Origin of the sequence: Klebsiella sp. JN_Kp126, assembly GCF_033843325.1 — a bacterium.
GTDB classification, from domain to species: domain Bacteria; phylum Pseudomonadota; class Gammaproteobacteria; order Enterobacterales; family Enterobacteriaceae; genus Klebsiella; species Klebsiella michiganensis.
Genome location: NZ_JAWXQV010000071.1, coordinates 40,711 through 60,619, shown reverse-complemented (window position 1 = coordinate 60,619; position 19,909 = coordinate 40,711). Strand labels below are relative to the sequence as shown.

The window sequence follows — 19,909 nt, the reverse complement described above, 5'->3', positions numbered from 1 at the left end:
CAAAACTCTATGCCTGTCTTTTTTCACCCGCCCATTACTGGGGATTCCTCAGCGCAAAAGCGGGCTTAAGATGATGGGTTGATAATCACTCCGGTAGCTTTTGTTCGACCTTGTTATGAATCTCCCACAGACTGATTCCGCAACTTGCGCAGAAACTGGCGAGATAGTCCAGACCAGACCACTCCCTAACGCCTCCGCGCGCAGCCTCGACAAAAACCGCGATTTCCTTATCGCGCCAAAGACCAAATAACCGCCAGCCACCACCGTCAGGACTTTTTACCGCAGCGATACGCGTTAATACGCCGGTTTGATACAGCTCGGTGAAGGTCGGCTTCTTCCTGGTTATCATTCGCATAAATAACAAACCTTAGATTTGTTGATAGCAAATAGCATGTTTGCGTTTTACGGATTCGAGTTTGTAAGGCATGCGTCAGACCTTAAACCGATGGCTTGTTATTCTGGCGCCCATGTCCATCTCATCCCTGATTTGATGCTCACCTTTAACCTCCTGCGGGGCGCATGGAGGCGGCATCCAATGGGTTATCTCGTTTTCGATAGCATCGCCGCAATGATAAAAAGTCTGTGTTTTATGGCTGTAGTGACCGCTTGTTACTTCTCCAATTTCAGCATCCCATAGGATTACCGATATGCGGTCTTCCGGCATCCGCTCGCTTAGCGGAATCCATCCCGGAATAATTTCAGGAATATTTTGTGGTGCGTTTTGTGGTTGCGGGGCGGCTGCGAGCATGGCGATATACGCAGATTTAAATACATCCCAGCCTGGTGTTGATGTGAAGCAGTACTTTGCAGCCCAAATCATCTCCGCCGTCGGCTGCACATACGCTTTCGCCAGCTCCAGATACTTCCGCTCTTTGATTGACAGCTCGCCCGCCGACTCCAGCGACTGGATGAGCTCGTTTACTGTTGAGATGTTCATACAGCCTCCCCAAGTACCCAGCGCAGTGCATCAGCGTATTCACCACTGGCACCTTTGAGGGCTTTTGTTATTTCTTTGCGTGATTTGATGCGTGGCTTTGTTTCGCCCAGAACAGCGCGCTGACGACGTGCTTTTTCGTGGCCGGTAGTGCCAGCGGTCACCGCTTCGATTTCCGCCACTTTTTCCCGCTGTTGTTCGGGTTTCAGTGATGCCAGCTGACGAGCCTGGGTAACAGTGACGGAACCGGCCTCAACGGCATCTTTAACGGCCTGGGTGGCATCAAGTAGGGACAGTGTTGCGCGTACAGTCTGCACGCTACAGCCGAACATCAGCGCCAGGTCTTGCTCGTCGTGTCCTCGTTCCAGCGCATCGGCCATTTTCTTCGCACGGCCCAGCGGTGTATCGGCCTGGCGGATTTCGTTTGCGCTAACCATCGCCTGAGCCATGCGAACAGCCGATCCGCGCTTAGCGACTGCTGGAACCAGCAGCGGAGTTTTTCCCTCTTTCACCAGGCGCTTGTTGGCTTCCAGGGTATGGCGTACACGCTGACGGCCATCAACCACGCAGGACAGGCCACTTTCCGGGTCTTTCCAGACGATGATCGGCTCCAGTACGCCCTGGTCCATGATGTTCAGCACCATCGCATCGTTAATCGGCAGATGTATACGTTCGTCGTAAAGCGGGTGTGCTCTGTCGGTCACAAGGTGCAGATTTTCCGGTTCGAACATCAGGACGTTCGTTTTGCCGCTGGCGCCGTATGCATCGATCGAATTTTTAGCCATTTTTCACTCCAGTTTCCGCTATCCACTTTTCTTCGAGGTTTTGCTTCGCTTTTTTCCGACTACCCGCCCAGTAGCTTTCCTGAACGCGATAGTGGTCATACGGGCATTTCAGAGCTCCTGAGCAGGATCCAAACCGGTAATCTTTCCAGTGAAATTCCGGAGCAGCGCCACACTTGGGGCATACAGGTAATTTCATCTCGCAATCCCTCGGTGCTCTCTCAGGAGGGTCTCAAACATCATACGTTCCCGGTTGCTACACCCAAACGGCATGTCGTTAACACGCCAGACAGTCGCTCCATTGCGCAGACCGCCAGGGATGATGCGGTGCATCCCTCGCAGCTGGCGGATCTGTCCAGACACAGAGGGCATACCGCGATTCAGTGCGCTGGCAATCTCTGCTGCTGTCATGTCGGGATTGGCCGCGATAAATTCGAGCATTGGGATTTCACCGCGATACTGTGTTTTTTTCGATTTCGTCGTTTTCATGAGAAGTCCTTAACCCCGAAAGCCTTTCGGGATGTTGGTATCAACTTTGCCGCTAAACCCAATGTTGCCGCCGACAGCGAGGTTTACCGGGCACAGCTTCAGAGCCAACTCAGGCCATTTGCTGCGCAGTGTCTTCATGGATTGAATTTTTGAGCACCAGAACTGGTCGCGCTGAATACGCTCAATCATGGTGCGCATTTGGTCATGACTGCAGCCGTGCTCCTGGCGCAGCAAGCGAACCTCTTGCGCCCAGGCTACAAAGTTTGGTTCTCTCGGTTTTGCCAGAGAGCCGTCGAACTCGGCAGCACGCTCGTACATCTCGATGATGGTCGACCAGAACCACATCGCGAGATCGAAATCGTCATCGGTAGCCAGGATGCCGTCTTCGGTAGCATCAGGAAGATTTTCTTCCGGGGTGACTGTTTTCTGAGTCGATTCAGAAAAGTTATCCACAGGAGAAATCTCTCCCGCGTGGTTTTTATGATCTGTATGTAGTGATCTGTTTTTAAGATCTGTATAGAGATAGGATTCGGCTTGAGAGCCGTTTCCAGGATTCGGCTCTTGAGCCGTTTCCATTCGGCTCTTGGGACGAATGCATTCGGCTCTTGAGCCGTTTCCATTACTTTCAACTACTTGCTTCGATTCGGCGTTTAAGCCGTTTCCATTCGGCTCTTGAGCCGTTTCCATTACTTTCAATGACTTATTCCCATTCGGCTTAAGAGCCGAATCCAGTATTTGCGGGAATATCCGGGAGATGAGTGCATCCTGATCGATGCGGTAGTGTTTTTTTGGCGTACCAGCTACCTGGCGAAGCTCTTCTTCGATAACTCCTGACAGGTACTGATCTGTGATTTTGAACATCGCCTTTCGGACCACATCGCCGTCTTTAGCACGCACCTCCTTTGCAAGCGCCGCATGCTCTTTGTAAAACCAGCCATCGTCCAGGCTTGACTTACCAGACCAGAACACCAGCTGGTTCAGGATGGCGGCCAGCAAATGCTGCTGCCTGTCTCCTGCAAATAAATCCAGATACGGTCCGGGGATCGTGATGCAATTCCCCTGTCCTGACATGGCCTGAACAATGTCAAACACCTGATTGCTCATACCGAAACCTCATTGTGTAGCCGTAAAAACTCTCTCAATCCCACCCAGCCAACTTTCCCGCAGGCTTTGCGGTAGGAAACATCTTTCTCGGTTGCCGTGATTACCGTCACCATGTGGCCCTTCTGCCTGTGCTGAAAGCGTGATCCGGCCTTAGGGGTGCCGTTGCTTGCGCGATCTCCTTCAGACGGCGCATACGCCGGATAAGCCCGTTTCAGACGAGCAATCAATTCAGCAGCAGACTGGTTACACATAGTCACCTCCGGAATCAGTGGTATTTCGTTACTTCAACAGCACCGGGTTGATACGCTTTGCTGTAAACGGCCTCGATAGCGTCATCATGCGCATCAATCGCCGTACCAATGGCGTGCTGGGCCGCCAGGAGCGCCCGGCGCTCAATGGTGTCGTAGATACTCAGTCGATGACGGATTTCACGCGGGAGAACGCGCAAGATGGCCGGGAGCAGAATGCGGATTTTCCCGCGCTGCAACTCTGTTTCCCCCTTCAACCAGCGATGGAAAATATTCTGCTGATTAGCCCAGGTCTTACCTGGTACCAGGCGAAGCTGATTACCACCAATACGCGCATACTCTTCAGCGATTGCATTTGCAGCGAACGCCTGACCGACTTCTGCAGCCCAGGCCAACAAGGCCATTTCTACGTGCTCGTGTTTGATTTCCATCAATCAGACTCCTTCTGTACTGCAGCCGTATCATTCTCTGGCAGGCCACTGGTTGGGTTAGGATGAAGATCGGGGCGCATCTCATGAGGAGTGACCCCGGTTAAACGGTAGATTTCCGGAAGTTGTGCTTGCGGGGCCTTGCCACCAAACTTATGGACCCACCGACTAACGGAAGAACGTGAAATACCTAAGAGAGATGCCAGCTTTGACTGATTTCCGGCGATCTTGATTGCTTTGTTTAAACCGGTCATATGATTTTCCATGTGTTGACTAAACATCAACAATTGTTGCCAAAGAATCACCACATGTCAACAGCCAATGCAATTGTTTTTGTTGCCCTAAGGCTTACAATTAAATCCATGACAAAAAACGACACTAGCAATAACAGCCAGGTTGCAGAGCGGCTTACGTATCTGATGGAACAAAATCACCTATCCCAGTCAGACATGGCGAGAATTGCCGGGGTTAGCCGTTCAGCAGCGAACAGATGGTTTTCCAGGGGGAGTATCAGTAAGGATTCTGCCGCTAAAATTGCAGCTGCTACGAACACCTCACTTGCCTGGATACTTACGGGAGAGGAAGCGAAAAATGATGGATTTACCGAAGATGAGTTAGCGCTTATTGAGGTTTACCGAGAACTGCCACCAATCGAAAGGCGCAACATGCTTGCAGCGTTCCAAATGCGTCTGCAAAAACTCAAAGATTTTTACTCTGATCATGTTGACCCATCCACCAGAGAAAAATAACTCTTCATATATCATCAAGATACCGCCAAATGGCGGTATTTTTTTGCCTTTAGTGTAACCCATAGGTTGACATATGTATCCATAATGACAACAATCATACCCATCGACACAACGGTGCGATAGGTTAAACGTTCCGCTACCCGGCGATAAGGGTCAACTAAACGAGGTGAAGCATGGAATTCAAAGATCTCCCCCAAAAGGTGCAGGAAATCGCAGCGCAGTGCCTGGCAGATAAAATCACTGTTATATCGGGGCTTGGGGAGAGTGGTGCCAAAAAAGAGCCCGCCAAGGAGCAGGCCCGTCAGGTGAAAGAAGCTTTCGTTGAGCTTTACGCCTCTCCGGCAGCATCTTCATCTCAATGCGATTGTGCTCAGAAAGGTAAAGACCAGCAAACCAGTATTAACGTCGCGACCCACATAATCACCCCCCTTCCATGTAAGGGAGACGGCGTGGACCGCGTTTATCACGAGACGATGGTTAAGGCGTTAAGAATCGAGCTTGAAAGGCTTAGGAGTCAGATCGCGGTGAATGAAATCGTTGCCAACTAAATCAGCTGATGGAAGTAAGCAGGCGCTTTGTTCAAATTTACAGACAAAGATATTTGCATCAACGCCTGCACTATTAGCAATAGAGAAAGTTTGCTTAACAATATTATCACAATCCATTGTGCTTTTAAGAATATAGCCCTCTGGAATCAACCTACAGTCACCGTCACTATCCTTGGTTGTTTTTTGGTAATGGAAGTTAAGCATTAATTCTTCAAATTTTTTTGCTTGTTCGGCTGTGGCTTTAAATAGTCGAACGTGAACATAAAACTGACTCATTTAAGTTTCCTTGCTGGCTGTGTGAGAACTCCAGCATACCACCGAGCCTGAAGTGGTGAAAAGACAGGCAAATAGCAGACCTTGCAATGCAGTGAATGCGGCTATGCGCACGCGGTTCAGTTAAAGCAGTACCACTTGTTTCCCGAAGTGGGGTGGAAAGAAAGCTGCCGATATCAGTTGTTAACTGGCTGGTATCACCGGGAGGCACCCGGCACTGCATTGCAAGGTCTGTTGGTACTCAAATTCACATGACAGTGAGGGGTAGCAAATGATCCGTGAACATGAAGTATCTGCATGGCACCGGTTCTGCATAAAGGTTGCTCTGCTTGTGGTTACAGTCGCATGGGTTAGCTTCAAATTTTGCTGGGGTGCCTCATGAGCAAAAATGGCATTCGTTCCCTGGTTATCGCGCTGGCCATCGGATTGGTTTTCTGGGGCGGGCTGGCTGTCGAAATTATGTATATCAAAGGGGTGTTCAATGGCTAGTTTACCGAAACACAATCCTCAGGTGCTGGCAGCTCAAAGTAAGCTCGCTATTGCGCAATATATTGGTAACGGCGGAATGTGGGCTCAAGCCATGGCGTCAATGAAAGATATTCACGAGATAGCAAAGCACGAAGAAGACCGGACGTTTTGCGGTCGTGTAGATATGCTATCAGACCTTAATTTTCGTGATGTCGCTTTAAATTATGACATGTACGGAGATTTAATTTTCGTCAATGCTGATTCGCTTACCGCTCAATATAAAGTTAATACCGAAGTTACGTTTTAATACCAACTAATTTAATTAATGCCTTAAACGGCAGGCATCCACACACCTTAACACAGGAATAAATATGGAAACCGAAACTCATAACTGCTATGGCTGCGGCGGCTCCTTCGCACGCCAAGAACTTCAATACCGCCCTTCTGGTAAAGGTGCATATCGGAAAGAAAGATATTTCTGTCCAGCATGCAACGAGAAAGAGAAGCAGAAAAAAATTCTGGCTAACTCTATATCTACGTTTCGTAAATCTTTGCCTTCACAACCGGGCTACATGAGCCATAAACGCTGGTAGGTGGCAATTGATAATAACATCTAACCGCATCCCTCTACATATCAATGAAAGGGCCTCACAGGTTCTGGGCTTGTATGACAGCGGAAATATAAAGCCATGTCGAATCAAATGCGGGAATTTAAGTTTAAAGCTCGGCAGGAAATGGCGCTTGTTATCCAGAAATAATGGAAATTGCTGGGAGGTAATGAGCCATGAAAAATATAACCAAATTAAAGACAGGAGATAACCATCATGAAAGTTGAGTTCAACGATCAGGGAGCAACCGCGACCGCCACTATCACCAGTACGGTATTCGAGTTCCGACGTCATAATCGCGCAGTCGAAACAACGTTATTCCTTTCTCCTGGCGTTCGTGCCAGCAGGAGCGGCTTCTTTATCTTGAAAACGGTGATATCTGGCAAAGTCATTCATGTACTACGTGCGTACAAAACGCTTCAGGCGGAGGCTATACGATGAGCAACCAAAACAGAGAATTAACCCTAGAGGCGTTTCGTGCAGAGATTAAAGCTCAGGACGTTGATCCACTGGATTACGCGTTTATCTGTCCCGCATGTAACACCGTTCAAAGTGCACGGTGGTTGATTACCGCTGGAGCCGGGAAAGACTTTGAAGAGGTGCAGGGTGTACTGGGATTTTCCTGCGTTGGTCGCTTCACGGGTGCTGGTAGTGGCCGTATTGAAGGTAAAGGCTGTAACTGGACGTGCGGCGGTTTATTTCAGATCCACAAGCTGACCGTGATCACCCCGGACGAAAAGAAACACCCTCATTTTGAAGTTGCAAGCCAGCAGCAAGCACACGAGTTACGCATAAAACTGGAGGCGCGCCATGTGCCAGGCGCTAATTCTTAAATACTCAAACGCCGACCCTGAGCAGCTGCTTGGCGTCATCCCTCTGGAAGAGGTTGCCGAACTGATGCGGCTACGGATCCATCAGCAGGTTCAGAATGAGGTCGAGTCCGAACTGATGGACCGTGTTGCAACCGCGGAGGATGAAGCCAGTGAGGCAGAAGGACGCGCAGACGACTGGCAGCAGGATGCGGAATGGCTGTACCAGTCCATCAAGGAAGCCTTAGATCAGGACTGGGAAACCGCGAAAGAAACACTCAGAAGTGCGCTTAATAATTCACAAGCAGGTTAATTCAGTTCAAACAATGCGACAGCACACTGCATGATTTCCAATAATCAACATTAAGCCGGGACACTGATTATAGTTTCCCGGCCATGAGGTTATTTATGGCCGATATTGCTCAAGAAGATGAATGGGTAATGGAAAAAGGAATTGTAGCGAAGATGTATATGACTCCTCGGCAAATTAAATCCTACCGGGAAGGAAGGTGGGTAGAAGGTGTTCATTACAAGAAGCACTCCCCTAACCCTCAAGCCACTGAAGGAAGGGCAATACTTCTCTACAACTATACAAAAATTAACAGGCTTGTTGGAGATGCGTGATGGATATGCCTGTTGGCGTGGAAGTTCATGGGAAAGGAATCAGAATTAGCTTTTTGTATCGCGGAGTGCGTTGCAGAGAGGTTTTGAGGGGATGGGCTCCATCAAATAGTAATATCCGAAAAGCAGGTAATCTTCGTGCATTAATTGTCAGTGAAATACAGTCAGGGAATTTTAATTATGCCAAGCACTTCCCTGACTCTAAAGCCATACAAAAATTCACAACTACGCAAATGATCCGCACGTATGGCGAGCTGTGCGATACATACCTTAAAGCAAAGAAGCTTGAAGTATCCTTAGCGTCATATCGCGGTATAGCCTCCAGATTAGAAACCCTGAAGACCGTGGTCGGAAGCAATACCCATATTGCAGACATTCAGCATAGTGACCTGCTGAATTATCGGAATCAGCTACTGACCGGCGATTCAGTATCACCACACTCCCCCTGGCTTAATAAAACAGGGCGGGCAGTATCCACTGTTAACGGGCTGATGAACACGCTAACGGAGATGCTTAAGCTGGCTCAACGCAGTAACTTCATAAGCCACACACCACATGAAGGTTTAAAAATGCTGAAGCGGTCGCGTAAAGAACCGGATCCGCTACTGCATGACGAATACTACGCCTTCATTCAAGCGCTGCCACCTCCTGCAGCATTGTTATGGACAGTAGCAATCCACACGGGACTTCGTCACGGCGAACTGTCAGCACTTGCATGGGAAGATGTAGATCTCGAACGAGGAGAGATCCACGTTTGTAGAAACAAAACCAACGAAGGGCTATTCGTCCCACCTAAAACTGATGCTGGTAATCGGACGGTCACCCTTTTGCAGCCTGCAGTGGATGCGCTTCGGCTTCAGTTCCAGAAAACGGGGGCACTCCGCAAAACAGAAATCACGTTCAACCACCGGGAATATGGTTTAACTGAGCAGCAGAATTTACGGTTTGTCTTTATCCCGGACGCTCGTTCCCGGACAAAGGCCACTAGTTTCAGCAAGTCCTCCCTGGGTTACAGTTGGGACGCCGGTTTAAAGAAAGCCGGCATAAGAGCTCGCCGGCCTTATCAGTCGAGGCATACATTCGCCTGCTGGTTATTAACTGCGGGTGCGAACCCGTCATTCATTGCCAGCCAGCTCGGGCACGAAAATGCCAAGATGGTTTATGAGATTTACTCAAAATGGATCGGAGGGATGGACCGCAACCAGGTAGAGCTGCTGAACAGCACTTTGCCAACCGCGGTGCCCCATGGGTGCCCCAAAGAAAAAATTAAGAAAATTAATTTCAAGTAGTTCAATAAGATGCGGTTAAGCTGGATAATATGCATGTATTTATGGCAGTTCTGGGAACCATTCTGTTCTTTGGATTTCTTGCCGCATACCTGAGCCACAAATGGGATGACTGATGAACGACGATAATCCCCACCCGTAAACGCCCCCTGCTGCCGATGCACCAGGGGGCGTTCTGCTTTTGGTTTGCCGATCGATGAACCACCTTATACACGATAATTTATCGTATCAGTCACCAGGAGAAACTCCGTCCGAACATCCCTCAACAGCCCACTCGATGCTGATCGTTGATAGGCTATGTTATGCTTTGTCATCATGAGCAAGGAGGCAGAATATGCATATCAATACCAAAATGAGGCTTGCGGCGCTTTTATACCTAATGGCGGCGTACGCGGTTGCTCTGCCGGGGCTTGCGCTGTTTACAGACCTGGTGATAAACGGTGGCATTATTGATATGTGGAAAGGCGCGTATTCATTTATGGACCTGCTTGCCCGACGTAAAATACTTTATCTGCAGTTTGCCGGGCTGGGCGCTACTCTGGTTTTTGTCTACTGGCTGTTTTTCTTCCGAAAATACCGCCATCACGATCCCCTCGATAAATATTTTAAGTAGCGCCCGAGCGCCCGGCACGACGTACTGATTATGCCCGGTCAGCGAATGATGAAATCTGAGCCAGAAGCATTTCGCTTACCTTACATACCATTCGCTGAATATCCGTCAGCTGCGGCGAGGCTTCCAGCCCTTTGCCAGGGTTCTATTTAGCCTGCAGCTCCCTGCGGATAATTTCCGTCCCGGCGCTTAGCGCATTGAGCTTGCCGCTCGCCACCGGACGCGATAGCGGCGCCATGCCGCAGTTGGTTGAAGGATAAAGCTTATCGGCATCCACAAACTGCAGCGCTTTACGTAAGGTCGCGGCGACTTCCTCCGGCGTTTCGATCGCATTGGTCGCCACGTCGATGGCTCCAACCATCACTTTTTTTCCGCGAATCAGTTCAAGCAGATCCATGGGAACACGTGAGTTATGACATTCCAGCGAGATGATATCGATGCTGGAGGTTTGCAGCTTAGGAAACGCTTCTTCATATTGTCGCCACTCTGTTCCCAGGGTCTTTTTCCAGTCGGTATTCGCTTTGATGCCGTATCCATAGCAGATATGTACCGCAGTTTCGCATTTTAGCCCTTCAACGGCTCTTTCTAAGGCCGCGATGCCCCAATCATTAACCTCATCAAAAAACACATTAAAGGCTGGCTCATCAAACTGAATAATGTCGACGCCGGCGGCCTCCAGTTCCCTGGCTTCCTGATTAAGTATCTTCGCAAACTCCCAGGCCAGTTTTTCGCGGCTCTTATAGTGATTGTCATAGAGCGTATCAATCATGGTCATGGGCCCCGGCAGCGCCCACTTAATCGGCTGGCTGGTGAGCTGACGTAAAAAACGCGCATCTTCGACAAAAACGGGTTTTTGACGCTCGACGGCGCCCACGACGGTCGGAACGCTCGCATCATAGCGATTACGGATTTTAACGACTTCGCGTTTTTCAAAATCGACGCCGCTGAGGTGCTCAATAAACGTAGTAACAAAGTGCTGACGGGTTTGCTCGCCATCGCTGACGATGTCGATGCCGGCGCGCAGTTGGTCAAATAAGGACAGGCTCAGCGCGTCTTTTTTCCCGGCAATTAACTCTTCATTCTGCAGTTTCCATGGGGACCACAGTTTCTCAGGCTCTGCAAGCCAGGACGGTTTCGGTAAGCTGCCGGCTGTTGAAGTGGGTAATAATTTTGTCATTATCGATAGCCTTATATATGCGATGTCTTAAAGAGCGTAATGAGCAGACCATTGCTGCAGAATATTTTTATACGGTTTAATAAAGTGCTCTTCGGTAAACTTCCCCTGCTCTACCGCCAGCTGGCTGCGCTCTTCACGATCGTAAACAATTTTGGTTAATGAATGGTCCTGATGATGCAGATCGGGCTGATAGCAGAGTCCTGCGGCAGAGTTGGCGTTGTAGATCTCCGGGCGGTATATCTTCTGGAACGTCTCCATCGTGCTGATGGTGCTAATCAGCTCAAGGCTCGTGTAATCGCTCAGCAAATCCCCTGAGAAATAAAAGGCCAAAGGCGCAACGCTGTTTTTCGGCATAAAGTAGCGAACCTTCAGGCCCATTTTGCCAAAATATTGCTCAGTCAACGATGAACCCTCTGGCCGGTATTCGAGCCCCAGAACAGGATGTTGATTTCCGGTCTGGTGATAGGTGTCTTTGCTGGAGACGCTAAGGCAAATGACCGGTGATTTTTTGAAATTGGCCTTGTACTCCGCTGAATTGACGAAATGTTTAAATATGTTGCCGTGCAAATCGCCGAATCCTTCCGGAAGGCTAAAACCTGCGCGTCCTTTATTATGGTCTAACAGCAATACGCTAAAGTCGTAATCGCGAACGTACGAAGAGAAATTATTGCCAACGATACCCTCAATACGTTCATCGGTCTTTTTATCAATAATGCTGGTTTGCAATATTTCAATCACCGGAAAGGTATCGCCGGTGGCGCTGATATTCATTTCGGCTGAAATAATTTCCAGCACAACGGCATAGCGATCGCCTTTGGGGTTATCCCAGTGCGCCAGCGTATTGAAACGATTGTCAATCATGACTAAGGTATTGCGCAGATTCTCCTGGCGATTTTCCCCTCTTGCTAAATTAGCAAAGTTGGTTGTAATACGCGTATTTTCTGAGGGGTTATAGTTTTCATCAAAGAGAGTGCGTTTAATAGTAAAGGTAAATTGTTGATTCATCGCAGATGTGCATCCTAAGTTCTGAGATAAAAACTGCAGTCCTTTCTGATGGTTGCAGGCTGGCTCAGGCTTCCATAAGCAGTCTTCATCTTCATATTATCTATATCGAATACAGCATGTTATGCCAGAGCCATTAGATGAGTGAAAGCGAGTTAATTTCATTACAACATGAGCCATATTCATGGTCTGGCGTCAGCCCATGCTGTACCTCGTTGGACAGAGCCAGCCGCTCTTGCCAACGAGCTTGTCCTCCCGGTTAAACATCCGCACATTTTCCTGTCGCCTGTATGAGTTGATGCTGAAGCAAGAAATATCAGAGGTCGGCCAGGCTAAACACGACCTCAAGCCTGGCGTCTTTCTTTTCAACAACCGCACTCTTCATGCTCCTTTGCGCTCTGTCGGGCGCGATCGTTGGAGGGATATGGAAGTGGGACCGGCGCGTTTTCATGCTTTACTTTGGTGATGCCCAAAACCTGACTAACGCTACCGATATTTTTTCTGGCATATTTATGTTCTATGGTTAATTCGGATTATCAACAGCGAGTATAGCCATCAACAACCCGCTCTAACTTATTGATTTGAGGGATACAATGAATAATGTCATTCTCAGCATAATTGCTAAAATTTCCGCCATGGATGCCGAAAGTAAGCAGCTTGCTGCCCAGGTCGAGGCGCAGTCTTTGCTCATTAGCGCGCTGATGCTCGCTATCGGCAAGGAAGGCGGCGTCGCGGAATTAGTTAGCAGCGTAACGAAAGCGATAAATTCGGTACTGGAATCATCTGAAGACGTTCTGAAGACGGACGCAGAACTGCTTCTGACCAAGTTTCAGGAACAAATAGCGCTCACGCAGTTGATAAGCACCCACGAAGATGAAATCAGTCATGACAGGCTCGATGATTAACAAGGGTCAGTCTGTTATAGATTGGGAATATGCAGGGCTTGCGGTTAGTCATGAGCTTACCGGCCATCAGCGACTATTGGCCGGTTCAGCTTCAGAAAATAGGGATACTCCAGGCGGAATACGCAATGTCTACTCGCCTGCGCTGCTGTTGGAGGCAAACCGCGCGGTACATTAAGGCAAATCAGGCTTCACTTTTCCCCAGGCCAGCGTATGTCACCGACGCCGTTGACTTTCGGCATGGCAAATAAAAATCCCTGGAAACGTTTAATACCCGCAGATTCGAGCCAGCACCACTCCTCTATCCGCTCTATGCCTTCGGCAACCACCGCAATCTCAAGTTCACGGCAGCAGTTGATAATCGATCTTACCACCGCTTGTTTAGGGCCGCTCTGATGGATATCGGTAATAATCTCGCGGTCGATTTTAACTTTATCAGGCTGAATTTTTGTCAACAACGAGAGTCCAGCATAACCGGCGCCAAAGTCATCAATTGCCAGCCCCATACCAGAGACGCGCAGTTTTTTTATCGCGCTGCTGAACTGGCTAAAACCGGAGATCATTTCATCTTCCGTCACCTCCACGATCACCTGTTCGGGTTCAAGACCCTGTTTTTTTATTTCCTGCAACAGGTATTCAATGGCATCAGGAATAACAACCAGAGACATCGGAAGGATATTAATGGATATTTTATGGTCGCCAATATTGATTTCTTTCGCCAGGGCAAAGGCAACTGATTTCGCTTTGAGATCAACTTCATAACGTTGCTCTGGCGGAATCGAGGCAAAGAAATTGGCGGGACTACCGCCGTCTTTATCACGAATAAGCGCTTCAAGCGAAGTGATATTCCCGGCCAACGGTTCGATAATGGGCTGGAAAGCAAACTGACAACATTGACCGGTAAAAAACGATTCTTGCGGCGCATGAAATGCATGTTTACGCGAATGAAGCGACCATTTGTCAGGCCGTAAAAAGGGTGACGGCGCGACAGCGCTTTTTTGACTGATAAAAGTATGGATAAATTTATAGACGCGCTCTTCGGTGGAAAGATAACCTTTCAGTTGGCTAAGCTGGCGAACCTTTGTCAGGACGTCAGCGGTTTGCAGTTTATTCAGGTCAAAAAACATCATCCCTACGTCTTCAAAGCGCCGGCGCGGCGCGTAATCACGCATCAGCTCGACAACCTGATGGTGGCGATCGTCTTGCTTGATCGTGCTGAATAGCTGCTCAAGCACGCACTCATCCCCCTCAAGTATCTGAAGGTAAACATTATCTTTTAAAAGAAGTATGCCCGTAATCCCGCGTGCTGCGTTCTCAGCATTCGCTTTTTCAACCAGCAGTATGAGATCGGTTTCTTGTGTTAAATGCATCTGACTTCTGTAAATCAGAGTTGTCAGCATAATCCCATCCAGATGTTTGCCAGGAGAATGGGACTGTGTAACACAGTTTACCCTTTTAACCCAGGCTATCTGTCATAATTAACTGGACCGGCTGTAGCCGACTAAGTTTATCCGATTATTTACGGCAGCAACCGGCAAGGGCCAGCGAAATAATCCTTAGCGGCGCGGGTAATGGCAGTGATTCATTCAGCAGCCATTTAAACCGTTTGGTAAATGCGTTTTTTTAAGCGGTATTTACTAGCCAACAAATCCCTGCTCGCGCATGCGCGCTATCGCCTCTTCGCTGGCGCAGACCATGCCCGTGGTCAGCGTTTCAAAACCAAAGCGGCGATAAAAGCCGACTTTATCCACCACCGAGTAGATGAAGGTTTTGCCGAACGGCCGCAGCCGATCGCTAACCAATTGCATCAGCTGCTGCCCGTACCCCTTTCCCTGACAGCGCGGGTGCACCGCGACATCCGCCAGATAGCTGCACCAGGTCAGGTCGCTAATCGCCCGGGCAACGGCAATAAGCTGCCCGTTTTCATAGCCAAACCAGCAAAAGGTACTATGGCGAAACGCGCGCTCCACCAGCGCGACGTCCCGCTGATTGAGACCTGCGGCGGCGATAATCTCCGCCACCGTCTGCCAGTCAACCGAGTCCACGTGCTCTTTATCTTTTAATATCATCATGACGTTGCCTTTCACTCGCCTGCTTTGGCTTTCAGCATAGCCGAATGGCGCTAAAAAAAGCGCGCCCTGCCGCCCCCGGTCAACAGCATTTTATGCTGGATAAAAAAGTATAAGCCGGGGAAATTTTCTGACACCGCGGTGTGAAAACAGCGCATTTATGCTTAACAGCGGCGAGTAATCGACCAGGAGGCAGAATTAAATAAAATAACGCCATATTCTAACGACCGAAAACGGGCAAAAAAAAACCGCCATGTGACTGGCGGTGAATGAATGCTTGCATGGATAGATTGTGTTTTGCATTTTTACGTTCAGGGCATAACCCCCTGAGTACGCTTGTCCGATAAGCTATCACGCGCAACATCAATGAAAGCTAAACGGACCGTTGCTTACAGCTTTTCCACCAGCGCTTTGATCTGCGCGACAAGACCCTCTTGCTCCTCCTGCCTGGCGCCCGCGCAGGGCCAGGTGGATTGGCGGATAATCAGGCGCGTCGGCAGCAGCTCGCGGATCTTCATCTGCGGGGCAGCCATTAGCTGGATGAGCAGCTCAACCGCCCTTTTTCCCAGAACGTTAAAATCCTGGGCGACGGTGGTCAGCGGCGGCTGGAAGTAGAGGCTGTCCGCGGTATCGTCATAACCGGTGACCGAGATCGCCTGGCTGCCGGTGCGATTCAACTGCGCCAGCGCGCTCAGTACCCCGAGCGCCATCTGATCGTTAGCCACCACGATGGCGCTAATGCGCGGATGATGATGCAGGAGCTCAAACGTTTTGTTCCAGCCGCTGGCGGCGCTCCAGTCGCCAAACACCGTCACCGCATTACTGACGCCCAGCCGATGCAGCGCCTCGCGCCAGCTGCTCAATCGCATGCGCGCGGAGACCGAGCTCTCCGGCCCGGCCAGCAGGCCGAATTCCCGGTGCCCGGCGTCCCAGAGATGCCGCACGCACGCGCCGCAGCCGTCGCGATGATCGAAACGCACGCAGCACACGTCGGTCTCCGGCGAAACATCAAGAAACATGCAGGCGATATCGGGGTTTTCCACCACCAGCCGCTCCGCGAGGCTGCTTTCGAGCGGCAGGCTGATAATCGCGCCGCGAATATGCTGGGCGCGAAACTCATTAAGCCGCGCCTGCAGCGACGAATAGTCGACCTGCACCGGCATCGCAATCGAGACCTCAAGCTGGTGCAGACCGGCGTAGCTTTTCACCGCCGCGGCGATTTGTGAAGGCGCGTGCAGCGTCAGCGAAGCGGTTATCAGCCCAATCGACGGCGCGGATTTCCCCGCCAGCAGCTGAGCGGAACGGTTCGGTACGTAGCGCAGCGCCTGCATCGCGCGAATGACCTTATCGCGGGTTCGTTCAGACACCACGTCCGGATTATTCAGCACCCGGGAGACCGTCTGCTGAGACACGCCGGCCTCGCGGGCCACATCGTCAAGCGTTGCCAGGCGACGCTGCATAGTGCACTCCTTCTGAATTAAAACCTCAATGTCGTCCGCTAACATTTTATGTTTAAAAGACGACAAAAATCAGCTGTTTTTCCAGCTTTTCGTGATCGCCAGTGGGTTTCATTTTCGCCAATATTGCGGCTATAGCGAAAATAACTGATAACAAAATTATATTGTCTAGCGAATGACATTTTTATCACTTATCCGTCAGGAATACGTATGCAACAACACGACTCTCATTCCGCCGCAGGAGCAACGTTCCATCAGATTCTCGCCCGCGAAGACTGGCAGAACCAGACCATTACCCATCTCAACCGTTTACCTGCCCACCCGACTTTCGCCAGCTGGCGCGATACCGACGCGGCGCGGAAAAACAAGCCCTCGGCGTTCCGCCGCCGGCTTGATGGCCAGTGGCAGTTCTCCTGGGCCCGCAGCCCGTTTGACGTGGATGCCCGCTGGCTGGAAGACGATCTGCCGGACAGCCGCAGTACGCCGGTGCCGTCAAACTGGCAAATGGAAGGCTACGACGCTCCGATCTATACCAACGTCCGCTACCCGATCGACACTACGCCGCCGCGCGTACCTGAGGAGAATCCGACCGGCTGCTACTCGCTGACGTTCAGCGTCGATGAGAGCTGGCGAGCCGACGGCCAGACGCAGATTATCTTCGACGGCGTTAATTCGGCTTTTCATCTGTGGTGCAACGGCGAATGGGTCGGTTATTCGCAGGACAGTCGCCTGCCCGCGGCCTTCGATCTCTCGCCCTACCTTCAGCCGGGCGATAACCGCATCTGCGTGATGGTGATGCGCTGGAGCGCGGGTACCTGGCTTGAAGACCAGGATATGTGGCGCATGAGCGGCATCTTCCGTTCGGTCTGGCTGCTGAACAAACCGACCCTCCACCTCTGCGACGTTCAGCTTACGCCGCAGCTCGATGCGCTCTATCGGGATGCCGAGCTGCTGGTGAACTTAAGCGTCGCCGCGCCGGTCGCGCTGCTGGAGGCGCTGACGGTGAAGATCGAACTGTGGGATGACGATCGTCTGGTCGCCAGCCACCAGCAGTCGCCGGGTTCGCCGATTATCGATGAGCGCGGAAGCTATGCCGAACGCGCGGCGATTCGTCTGCCGGTAGAGCGACCGGCGCTGTGGAGCGCGGAAACGCCAAACTGCTATCGGGCGGTGGTGTCCCTGTGCCGCGGCGATGAAACGATCGAGGCTGAAGCCTGGGATATCGGCTTTCGCCGGGTTGAAATCAAAAATGGCCTGCTGCTGTTAAACGGCAAACCGCTGCTGATCCGCGGCGTCAACCGTCACGAGCACCATCACCAGCGCGGCCAGGTGGTGACCGAAGAGGATATGGTGCAGGACATCCTGCTGATGAAGCAGAACAACTTTAACGCCGTGCGCTGCTCGCATTATCCAAACACCCCGCGCTGGTATGAGCTGTGCAATCGCTATGGCCTGTACGTCGTTGACGAAGCCAATATTGAAACCCACGGCATGGTGCCGATGAATCGTCTTTCCGACGATCCAGCCTGGCTGCCGGCCTTCAGCGCCCGCGTCAGCCGGATGTTGCAAAGCAATCGCAACCACCCGTCGATTATTATCTGGTCGCTGGGGAACGAATCCGGCGGCGGCGGCAACCATGAAGCGATGTATCACTGGCTGAAGCGCAACGATCCCTCCCGCCCGGTGCAGTACGAGGGTGGAGGCGCCGACAGCACCACCACCGATATTATCTGCCCGATGTACGCCCGCGTTGAGCGCGATCAGCGGATTCCGACGGTGCCGAAATGGGGGATCAAAAAGTGGATCAGTCTGCCGGGCGAGCAGCGCCCGCTGATCCTCTGCGAATACGCCCACGCGATGGGCAACAGCCTCGGCAACTTTGCTGATTACTGGCAGGCCTTCCGCGACTATCCGCGCCTGCAGGGCGGGTTTATCTGGGACTGGGCCGATCAGGCCATCAGCAAAACCTTCGACGACGGCAGCGTCGGCTGGGCCTACGGCGGTGATTTTGGCGATACGCCGAACGATCGCCAGTTCTGTATGAACGGCCTGGTCTTCCCCGACCGCCGCCCGCACCCTTCATTAATTGAAGCGAAACACGCGCAGCAGTACTTCCAGTTTACCCTGCTTGCGCAATCCCCGCTGCGTATCAGCATCAGCAGCGAATATCTGTTCCGCGCCACCGATAACGAAGCGCTGCGCTGGCAGGTCCAGGCCGCCGGAGAAACCTTTGCCGAGGGTCAAGTGAAGCTTGAGCTGAGCCCTGAAGGCCAGGGCGAGCTGACGCTGTGCGATGCGCTGACGCTGCCCGTGGGCGCCGAAGCGGTGTGGCTGACGCTGGAGGTTGTCCAGCCGCAGGCCACCGCCTGGTCCGACGCCGGGCATCGCGTCGCCTGGCAGCAGTTCCCGCTCGCCGCCCCGCTGGTGCTGCGCCTGCCTTCCCCCGTCGGCACGGCGCCAGCGCTGGAGAGCAGCGACGCGGCCTGGACCGTACGCAGCGGCTCGCAGCAATGGACTATCGACCGGGAGAGCGGCCTGCTGACCCACTGGCAGGTAGAGGGTGTGGAACAGCTGCTGACGCCGCTGCGCGACCAGTTTGTGCGCGCCCCGCTGGATAACGATATCGGCGTCAGCGAAGTGGAGCGCATCGACCCCAACGCCTGGGTTGAACGCTGGAAGAGCGCCGGGCTCTACGGCCTCAGCGCCCGCTGCGTACAGTGCGACGCCCAGCGCCTGGCCCATGAAGTGGTTATCGATAGCCGCTGGCACTATCTGCGCGGCGACGAAGTGGTGATTGTCAGCCACTGGCGGATGACGTTTGATGGCGAAGGCAAGCTGCATCTGGCGGTCAATGGCGAACGCGCCGGCACCCTGCCGCCGCTGCCGCGCATCGGGCTGAATTTCCAGGTTCCGGACCAGCATCAACCGGTTTCCTGGCTCGGCTACGGCCCGCATGAAAACTATCCGGACCGCCGCACCAGCGCCTGTTTCTCCCGCTGGCAGCTGCCGCTGGAAGAGATGACCACACCGTACATTTTCCCGACGGAAAACGGCCTGCGCTGCGATAACAAAGCGCTGGACTGGGGGCGCTGGCACGTCGCGGGCGATTTCCACTTCTCCGTACAGCCCTACAGCACCGCGCAGTTAATGGAGACCGATCACTGGCACAGGATGAAGCCGGAAAACGGCGTCTGGATCGCGCTCGATGCTCAACACATGGGCATCGGCGGCGATGACTCCTGGACACCCAGCGTACTACAGCAATGGCTGCTGCTTGAGACACAATGGCAATATCAGTTAACGATTCATTTCCAATAATAATCGGGGGCACCAGCCCCCAACCTT

Annotated in this window: 29 protein-coding genes; 14 read left to right on the top strand and 15 right to left on the bottom strand. The window is 51.8% G+C overall.

All coding sequences use genetic code 11. The annotated features are described in order from the left end of the window. Window positions 1-85: 85 nt before the first annotated feature. The 9 genes from SIK97_RS16685 to SIK97_RS16645 all read right to left on the bottom strand — a co-directional run bounded on the left by SIK97_RS16685 (window position 86) and on the right by SIK97_RS16645 (window position 4,239). A complete protein-coding gene (locus SIK97_RS16685) occupies window positions 86-355 on the bottom strand; it encodes a hypothetical protein (protein ID WP_057173501.1) in 270 nt (89 codons plus the stop codon). Window positions 356-430: 75 nt separating this feature from the next. After that, entirely contained in the window at window positions 431-937 is a 507-nt protein-coding gene (locus SIK97_RS16680) for a DUF551 domain-containing protein (protein ID WP_049099383.1), read from the bottom strand. After that, window positions 934-1,719: a ParB/RepB/Spo0J family partition protein gene (locus tag SIK97_RS16675; RefSeq protein ID WP_049099382.1), complete on the bottom strand. Its 786-nt coding sequence runs from the start codon at window positions 1,717-1,719 to the stop codon at window positions 934-936. Before SIK97_RS16675 ends, SIK97_RS16680 begins: the two co-directional genes overlap by 4 nt. Then, window positions 1,712-1,915 carry a hypothetical protein gene (locus tag SIK97_RS16670; RefSeq protein WP_071957346.1) on the bottom strand — a complete coding sequence of 68 codons (204 nt, stop codon included), beginning with the start codon at window positions 1,913-1,915 and terminating at the stop codon, window positions 1,712-1,714. Before SIK97_RS16670 ends, SIK97_RS16675 begins: the two co-directional genes overlap by 8 nt. Beyond that, window positions 1,912-2,205 carry a hypothetical protein gene (locus SIK97_RS16665; protein ID WP_049099381.1) on the bottom strand — a complete coding sequence of 98 codons (294 nt, stop codon included), beginning with the start codon at window positions 2,203-2,205 and terminating at the stop codon, window positions 1,912-1,914. Before SIK97_RS16665 ends, SIK97_RS16670 begins: the two co-directional genes overlap by 4 nt. Window positions 2,206-2,214: 9 nt before the next feature. Beyond that, on the bottom strand, window positions 2,215-3,309 hold the full coding sequence (locus tag SIK97_RS16660) for a hypothetical protein (protein WP_044351545.1): 1,095 nt from the start codon (window positions 3,307-3,309) through the stop codon (window positions 2,215-2,217). Further along, entirely contained in the window at window positions 3,306-3,560 is a 255-nt protein-coding gene (locus SIK97_RS16655) for a hypothetical protein (protein ID WP_049099380.1), read from the bottom strand. The genes SIK97_RS16660 and SIK97_RS16655 overlap by 4 nt, the downstream gene beginning before the upstream one ends. 14 nt (window positions 3,561-3,574) lie before the next feature. Then, window positions 3,575-3,988, bottom strand: coding sequence for a toxin YdaT family protein (locus SIK97_RS16650; RefSeq protein WP_057173500.1), 414 nt, complete (start codon window positions 3,986-3,988; stop codon window positions 3,575-3,577). Further along, window positions 3,988-4,239: a transcriptional regulator gene (locus SIK97_RS16645; protein WP_047664974.1), complete on the bottom strand. Its 252-nt coding sequence runs from the start codon at window positions 4,237-4,239 to the stop codon at window positions 3,988-3,990. The genes SIK97_RS16650 and SIK97_RS16645 overlap by 1 nt, the downstream gene beginning before the upstream one ends. A gap of 54 nt (window positions 4,240-4,293) precedes the next feature. Between SIK97_RS16645 and SIK97_RS16640 the strand changes: the two genes are divergently transcribed. Then, the gene (locus SIK97_RS16640; protein ID WP_223526175.1) at window positions 4,294-4,734 is read left to right on the top strand and encodes a helix-turn-helix domain-containing protein; all 441 of its coding nucleotides are present in this window, start codon (window positions 4,294-4,296) and stop codon (window positions 4,732-4,734) included. Between the two features lie 173 nt (window positions 4,735-4,907). Next, window positions 4,908-5,282, top strand: coding sequence for a hypothetical protein (locus tag SIK97_RS16635; RefSeq protein ID WP_049099378.1), 375 nt, complete (start codon window positions 4,908-4,910; stop codon window positions 5,280-5,282). Here the strand turns inward: SIK97_RS16635 and SIK97_RS16630 are convergent. Beyond that, window positions 5,220-5,558, bottom strand: coding sequence for a hypothetical protein (locus SIK97_RS16630; protein WP_071957347.1), 339 nt, complete (start codon window positions 5,556-5,558; stop codon window positions 5,220-5,222). The two genes, SIK97_RS16635 and SIK97_RS16630, sit on opposite strands and share 63 nt — an antisense overlap. A 478-nt stretch (window positions 5,559-6,036) precedes the next feature. On the opposite strand from SIK97_RS16630, the gene SIK97_RS16620 reads away from it, so the two are divergent. The 9 genes from SIK97_RS16620 (at window position 6,037) to SIK97_RS16580 (ending at window position 9,960) form a co-directional block, all read left to right on the top strand. Continuing rightward, window positions 6,037-6,330: a host cell division inhibitory peptide Kil gene (locus tag SIK97_RS16620; protein ID WP_057173499.1), complete on the top strand. Its 294-nt coding sequence runs from the start codon at window positions 6,037-6,039 to the stop codon at window positions 6,328-6,330. Window positions 6,331-6,394: 64 nt separating this feature from the next. Continuing rightward, window positions 6,395-6,616 (top strand): hypothetical protein, encoded by a 222-nt coding sequence (locus SIK97_RS16615; RefSeq protein WP_139134494.1) that lies wholly within the window; start codon window positions 6,395-6,397, stop codon window positions 6,614-6,616. Between the two features lie 231 nt (window positions 6,617-6,847). Beyond that, complete coding sequence (locus SIK97_RS16610) at window positions 6,848-7,072, top strand: hypothetical protein (RefSeq protein ID WP_049099376.1); 225 nt, start codon at window positions 6,848-6,850, stop codon at window positions 7,070-7,072. Then, complete coding sequence (locus SIK97_RS16605; protein ID WP_049267433.1) at window positions 7,069-7,464, top strand: VVA0879 family protein; 396 nt, start codon at window positions 7,069-7,071, stop codon at window positions 7,462-7,464. The genes SIK97_RS16610 and SIK97_RS16605 overlap by 4 nt, the downstream gene beginning before the upstream one ends. Further along, window positions 7,442-7,753, top strand: a complete 312-nt coding sequence (locus tag SIK97_RS16600; RefSeq protein WP_049267434.1) for a hypothetical protein — start codon at window positions 7,442-7,444, stop codon at window positions 7,751-7,753. The genes SIK97_RS16605 and SIK97_RS16600 overlap by 23 nt, the downstream gene beginning before the upstream one ends. Window positions 7,754-7,848: 95 nt before the next feature. Next, window positions 7,849-8,064: an excisionase family protein gene (xisR, locus tag SIK97_RS16595; protein ID WP_049099373.1), complete on the top strand. Its 216-nt coding sequence runs from the start codon at window positions 7,849-7,851 to the stop codon at window positions 8,062-8,064. After that, on the top strand, window positions 8,064-9,350 hold the full coding sequence (locus tag SIK97_RS16590) for an Arm DNA-binding domain-containing protein (RefSeq protein ID WP_049267437.1): 1,287 nt from the start codon (window positions 8,064-8,066) through the stop codon (window positions 9,348-9,350). Before xisR ends, SIK97_RS16590 begins: the two co-directional genes overlap by 1 nt. A gap of 29 nt (window positions 9,351-9,379) precedes the next feature. Further along, window positions 9,380-9,463: a protein MgtS gene (mgtS, locus tag SIK97_RS16585; protein WP_088402565.1), complete on the top strand. Its 84-nt coding sequence runs from the start codon at window positions 9,380-9,382 to the stop codon at window positions 9,461-9,463. 218 nt (window positions 9,464-9,681) lie between these two features. Next, window positions 9,682-9,960 carry a hypothetical protein gene (locus SIK97_RS16580; RefSeq protein WP_057173498.1) on the top strand — a complete coding sequence of 93 codons (279 nt, stop codon included), beginning with the start codon at window positions 9,682-9,684 and terminating at the stop codon, window positions 9,958-9,960. Between the two features lie 142 nt (window positions 9,961-10,102). Here SIK97_RS16580 and SIK97_RS16575 read toward each other — a convergent pair whose 3' ends face one another. Further along, on the bottom strand, window positions 10,103-11,134 hold the full coding sequence (locus SIK97_RS16575; protein ID WP_057173497.1) for a methionine synthase: 1,032 nt from the start codon (window positions 11,132-11,134) through the stop codon (window positions 10,103-10,105). 27 nt (window positions 11,135-11,161) lie between these two features. After that, on the bottom strand, window positions 11,162-12,139 hold the full coding sequence (locus SIK97_RS16570) for a DUF1852 domain-containing protein (protein ID WP_046876489.1): 978 nt from the start codon (window positions 12,137-12,139) through the stop codon (window positions 11,162-11,164). A 181-nt stretch (window positions 12,140-12,320) separates the two neighbouring features. On the opposite strand from SIK97_RS16570, the gene SIK97_RS16565 reads away from it, so the two are divergent. Together SIK97_RS16565 and iraP are read left to right on the top strand one after the other, a co-directional pair. Then, on the top strand, window positions 12,321-12,602 hold the full coding sequence (locus tag SIK97_RS16565) for a hypothetical protein (protein ID WP_047723746.1): 282 nt from the start codon (window positions 12,321-12,323) through the stop codon (window positions 12,600-12,602). Window positions 12,603-12,729: 127 nt separating this feature from the next. Beyond that, complete coding sequence (iraP, locus tag SIK97_RS16560; protein ID WP_004851215.1) at window positions 12,730-13,041, top strand: anti-adapter protein IraP; 312 nt, start codon at window positions 12,730-12,732, stop codon at window positions 13,039-13,041. Window positions 13,042-13,229: 188 nt separating this feature from the next. On the opposite strand, the gene SIK97_RS16555 is transcribed toward iraP, so the two are convergent. The 3 genes from SIK97_RS16555 to SIK97_RS16545 all read right to left on the bottom strand — a co-directional run bounded on the left by SIK97_RS16555 (window position 13,230) and on the right by SIK97_RS16545 (window position 16,567). Next, window positions 13,230-14,438, bottom strand: a complete 1,209-nt coding sequence (locus tag SIK97_RS16555; protein ID WP_057173496.1) for a diguanylate phosphodiesterase — start codon at window positions 14,436-14,438, stop codon at window positions 13,230-13,232. Window positions 14,439-14,675: 237 nt separating this feature from the next. Continuing rightward, the gene (locus SIK97_RS16550) at window positions 14,676-15,110 is read right to left on the bottom strand and encodes a GNAT family N-acetyltransferase (RefSeq protein WP_057173495.1); all 435 of its coding nucleotides are present in this window, start codon (window positions 15,108-15,110) and stop codon (window positions 14,676-14,678) included. Window positions 15,111-15,496: 386 nt separating this feature from the next. Beyond that, window positions 15,497-16,567: a LacI family DNA-binding transcriptional regulator gene (locus tag SIK97_RS16545; protein ID WP_057173494.1), complete on the bottom strand. Its 1,071-nt coding sequence runs from the start codon at window positions 16,565-16,567 to the stop codon at window positions 15,497-15,499. Window positions 16,568-16,774: 207 nt separating this feature from the next. Between SIK97_RS16545 and SIK97_RS16540 the strand changes: the two genes are divergently transcribed. Then, complete coding sequence (locus SIK97_RS16540; RefSeq protein WP_057173493.1) at window positions 16,775-19,882, top strand: beta-galactosidase; 3,108 nt, start codon at window positions 16,775-16,777, stop codon at window positions 19,880-19,882. The last annotated feature ends 27 nt before the right edge of the window (window positions 19,883-19,909 follow it).

Excerpts from the sequence above, each read along its gene's own strand:
- SIK97_RS16685 (WP_057173501.1), bottom strand. The coding sequence starts at position 355 with ATGCGAATGATAACCAGGAAGAAGCCGACCTTCACCGAGCTGTATCAA.
- SIK97_RS16680 (WP_049099383.1), bottom strand. The coding sequence starts at position 937 with ATGAACATCTCAACAGTAAACGAGCTCATCCAGTCGCTGGAGTCGGCG.
- SIK97_RS16675 (WP_049099382.1), bottom strand. The coding sequence starts at position 1,719 with ATGGCTAAAAATTCGATCGATGCATACGGCGCCAGCGGCAAAACGAAC.
- SIK97_RS16670 (WP_071957346.1), bottom strand. The coding sequence starts at position 1,915 with ATGAAATTACCTGTATGCCCCAAGTGTGGCGCTGCTCCGGAATTTCAC.
- SIK97_RS16665 (WP_049099381.1), bottom strand. The coding sequence starts at position 2,205 with ATGAAAACGACGAAATCGAAAAAAACACAGTATCGCGGTGAAATCCCA.
- SIK97_RS16660 (WP_044351545.1), bottom strand. The coding sequence starts at position 3,309 with ATGAGCAATCAGGTGTTTGACATTGTTCAGGCCATGTCAGGACAGGGG.
- SIK97_RS16655 (WP_049099380.1), bottom strand. The coding sequence starts at position 3,560 with ATGTGTAACCAGTCTGCTGCTGAATTGATTGCTCGTCTGAAACGGGCT.
- SIK97_RS16650 (WP_057173500.1), bottom strand. The coding sequence starts at position 3,988 with ATGGAAATCAAACACGAGCACGTAGAAATGGCCTTGTTGGCCTGGGCT.
- SIK97_RS16645 (WP_047664974.1), bottom strand. The coding sequence starts at position 4,239 with ATGACCGGTTTAAACAAAGCAATCAAGATCGCCGGAAATCAGTCAAAG.
- SIK97_RS16640 (WP_223526175.1), top strand. The coding sequence starts at position 4,294 with ATGTCAACAGCCAATGCAATTGTTTTTGTTGCCCTAAGGCTTACAATT.
- SIK97_RS16635 (WP_049099378.1), top strand. The coding sequence starts at position 4,908 with ATGGAATTCAAAGATCTCCCCCAAAAGGTGCAGGAAATCGCAGCGCAG.
- SIK97_RS16630 (WP_071957347.1), bottom strand. The coding sequence starts at position 5,558 with ATGAGTCAGTTTTATGTTCACGTTCGACTATTTAAAGCCACAGCCGAA.
- SIK97_RS16620 (WP_057173499.1), top strand. The coding sequence starts at position 6,037 with ATGGCTAGTTTACCGAAACACAATCCTCAGGTGCTGGCAGCTCAAAGT.
- SIK97_RS16615 (WP_139134494.1), top strand. The coding sequence starts at position 6,395 with ATGGAAACCGAAACTCATAACTGCTATGGCTGCGGCGGCTCCTTCGCA.
- SIK97_RS16610 (WP_049099376.1), top strand. The coding sequence starts at position 6,848 with ATGAAAGTTGAGTTCAACGATCAGGGAGCAACCGCGACCGCCACTATC.
- SIK97_RS16605 (WP_049267433.1), top strand. The coding sequence starts at position 7,069 with ATGAGCAACCAAAACAGAGAATTAACCCTAGAGGCGTTTCGTGCAGAG.
- SIK97_RS16600 (WP_049267434.1), top strand. The coding sequence starts at position 7,442 with ATGTGCCAGGCGCTAATTCTTAAATACTCAAACGCCGACCCTGAGCAG.
- xisR (WP_049099373.1), top strand. The coding sequence starts at position 7,849 with ATGGCCGATATTGCTCAAGAAGATGAATGGGTAATGGAAAAAGGAATT.
- SIK97_RS16590 (WP_049267437.1), top strand. The coding sequence starts at position 8,064 with ATGGATATGCCTGTTGGCGTGGAAGTTCATGGGAAAGGAATCAGAATT.
- mgtS (WP_088402565.1), top strand. The coding sequence starts at position 9,380 with ATGCATGTATTTATGGCAGTTCTGGGAACCATTCTGTTCTTTGGATTT.
- SIK97_RS16580 (WP_057173498.1), top strand. The coding sequence starts at position 9,682 with ATGCATATCAATACCAAAATGAGGCTTGCGGCGCTTTTATACCTAATG.
- SIK97_RS16575 (WP_057173497.1), bottom strand. The coding sequence starts at position 11,134 with ATGACAAAATTATTACCCACTTCAACAGCCGGCAGCTTACCGAAACCG.
- SIK97_RS16570 (WP_046876489.1), bottom strand. The coding sequence starts at position 12,139 with ATGAATCAACAATTTACCTTTACTATTAAACGCACTCTCTTTGATGAA.
- SIK97_RS16565 (WP_047723746.1), top strand. The coding sequence starts at position 12,321 with ATGGTCTGGCGTCAGCCCATGCTGTACCTCGTTGGACAGAGCCAGCCG.
- iraP (WP_004851215.1), top strand. The coding sequence starts at position 12,730 with ATGAATAATGTCATTCTCAGCATAATTGCTAAAATTTCCGCCATGGAT.
- SIK97_RS16555 (WP_057173496.1), bottom strand. The coding sequence starts at position 14,438 with ATGCTGACAACTCTGATTTACAGAAGTCAGATGCATTTAACACAAGAA.
- SIK97_RS16550 (WP_057173495.1), bottom strand. The coding sequence starts at position 15,110 with ATGATGATATTAAAAGATAAAGAGCACGTGGACTCGGTTGACTGGCAG.
- SIK97_RS16545 (WP_057173494.1), bottom strand. The coding sequence starts at position 16,567 with ATGCAGCGTCGCCTGGCAACGCTTGACGATGTGGCCCGCGAGGCCGGC.
- SIK97_RS16540 (WP_057173493.1), top strand. The coding sequence starts at position 16,775 with ATGCAACAACACGACTCTCATTCCGCCGCAGGAGCAACGTTCCATCAG.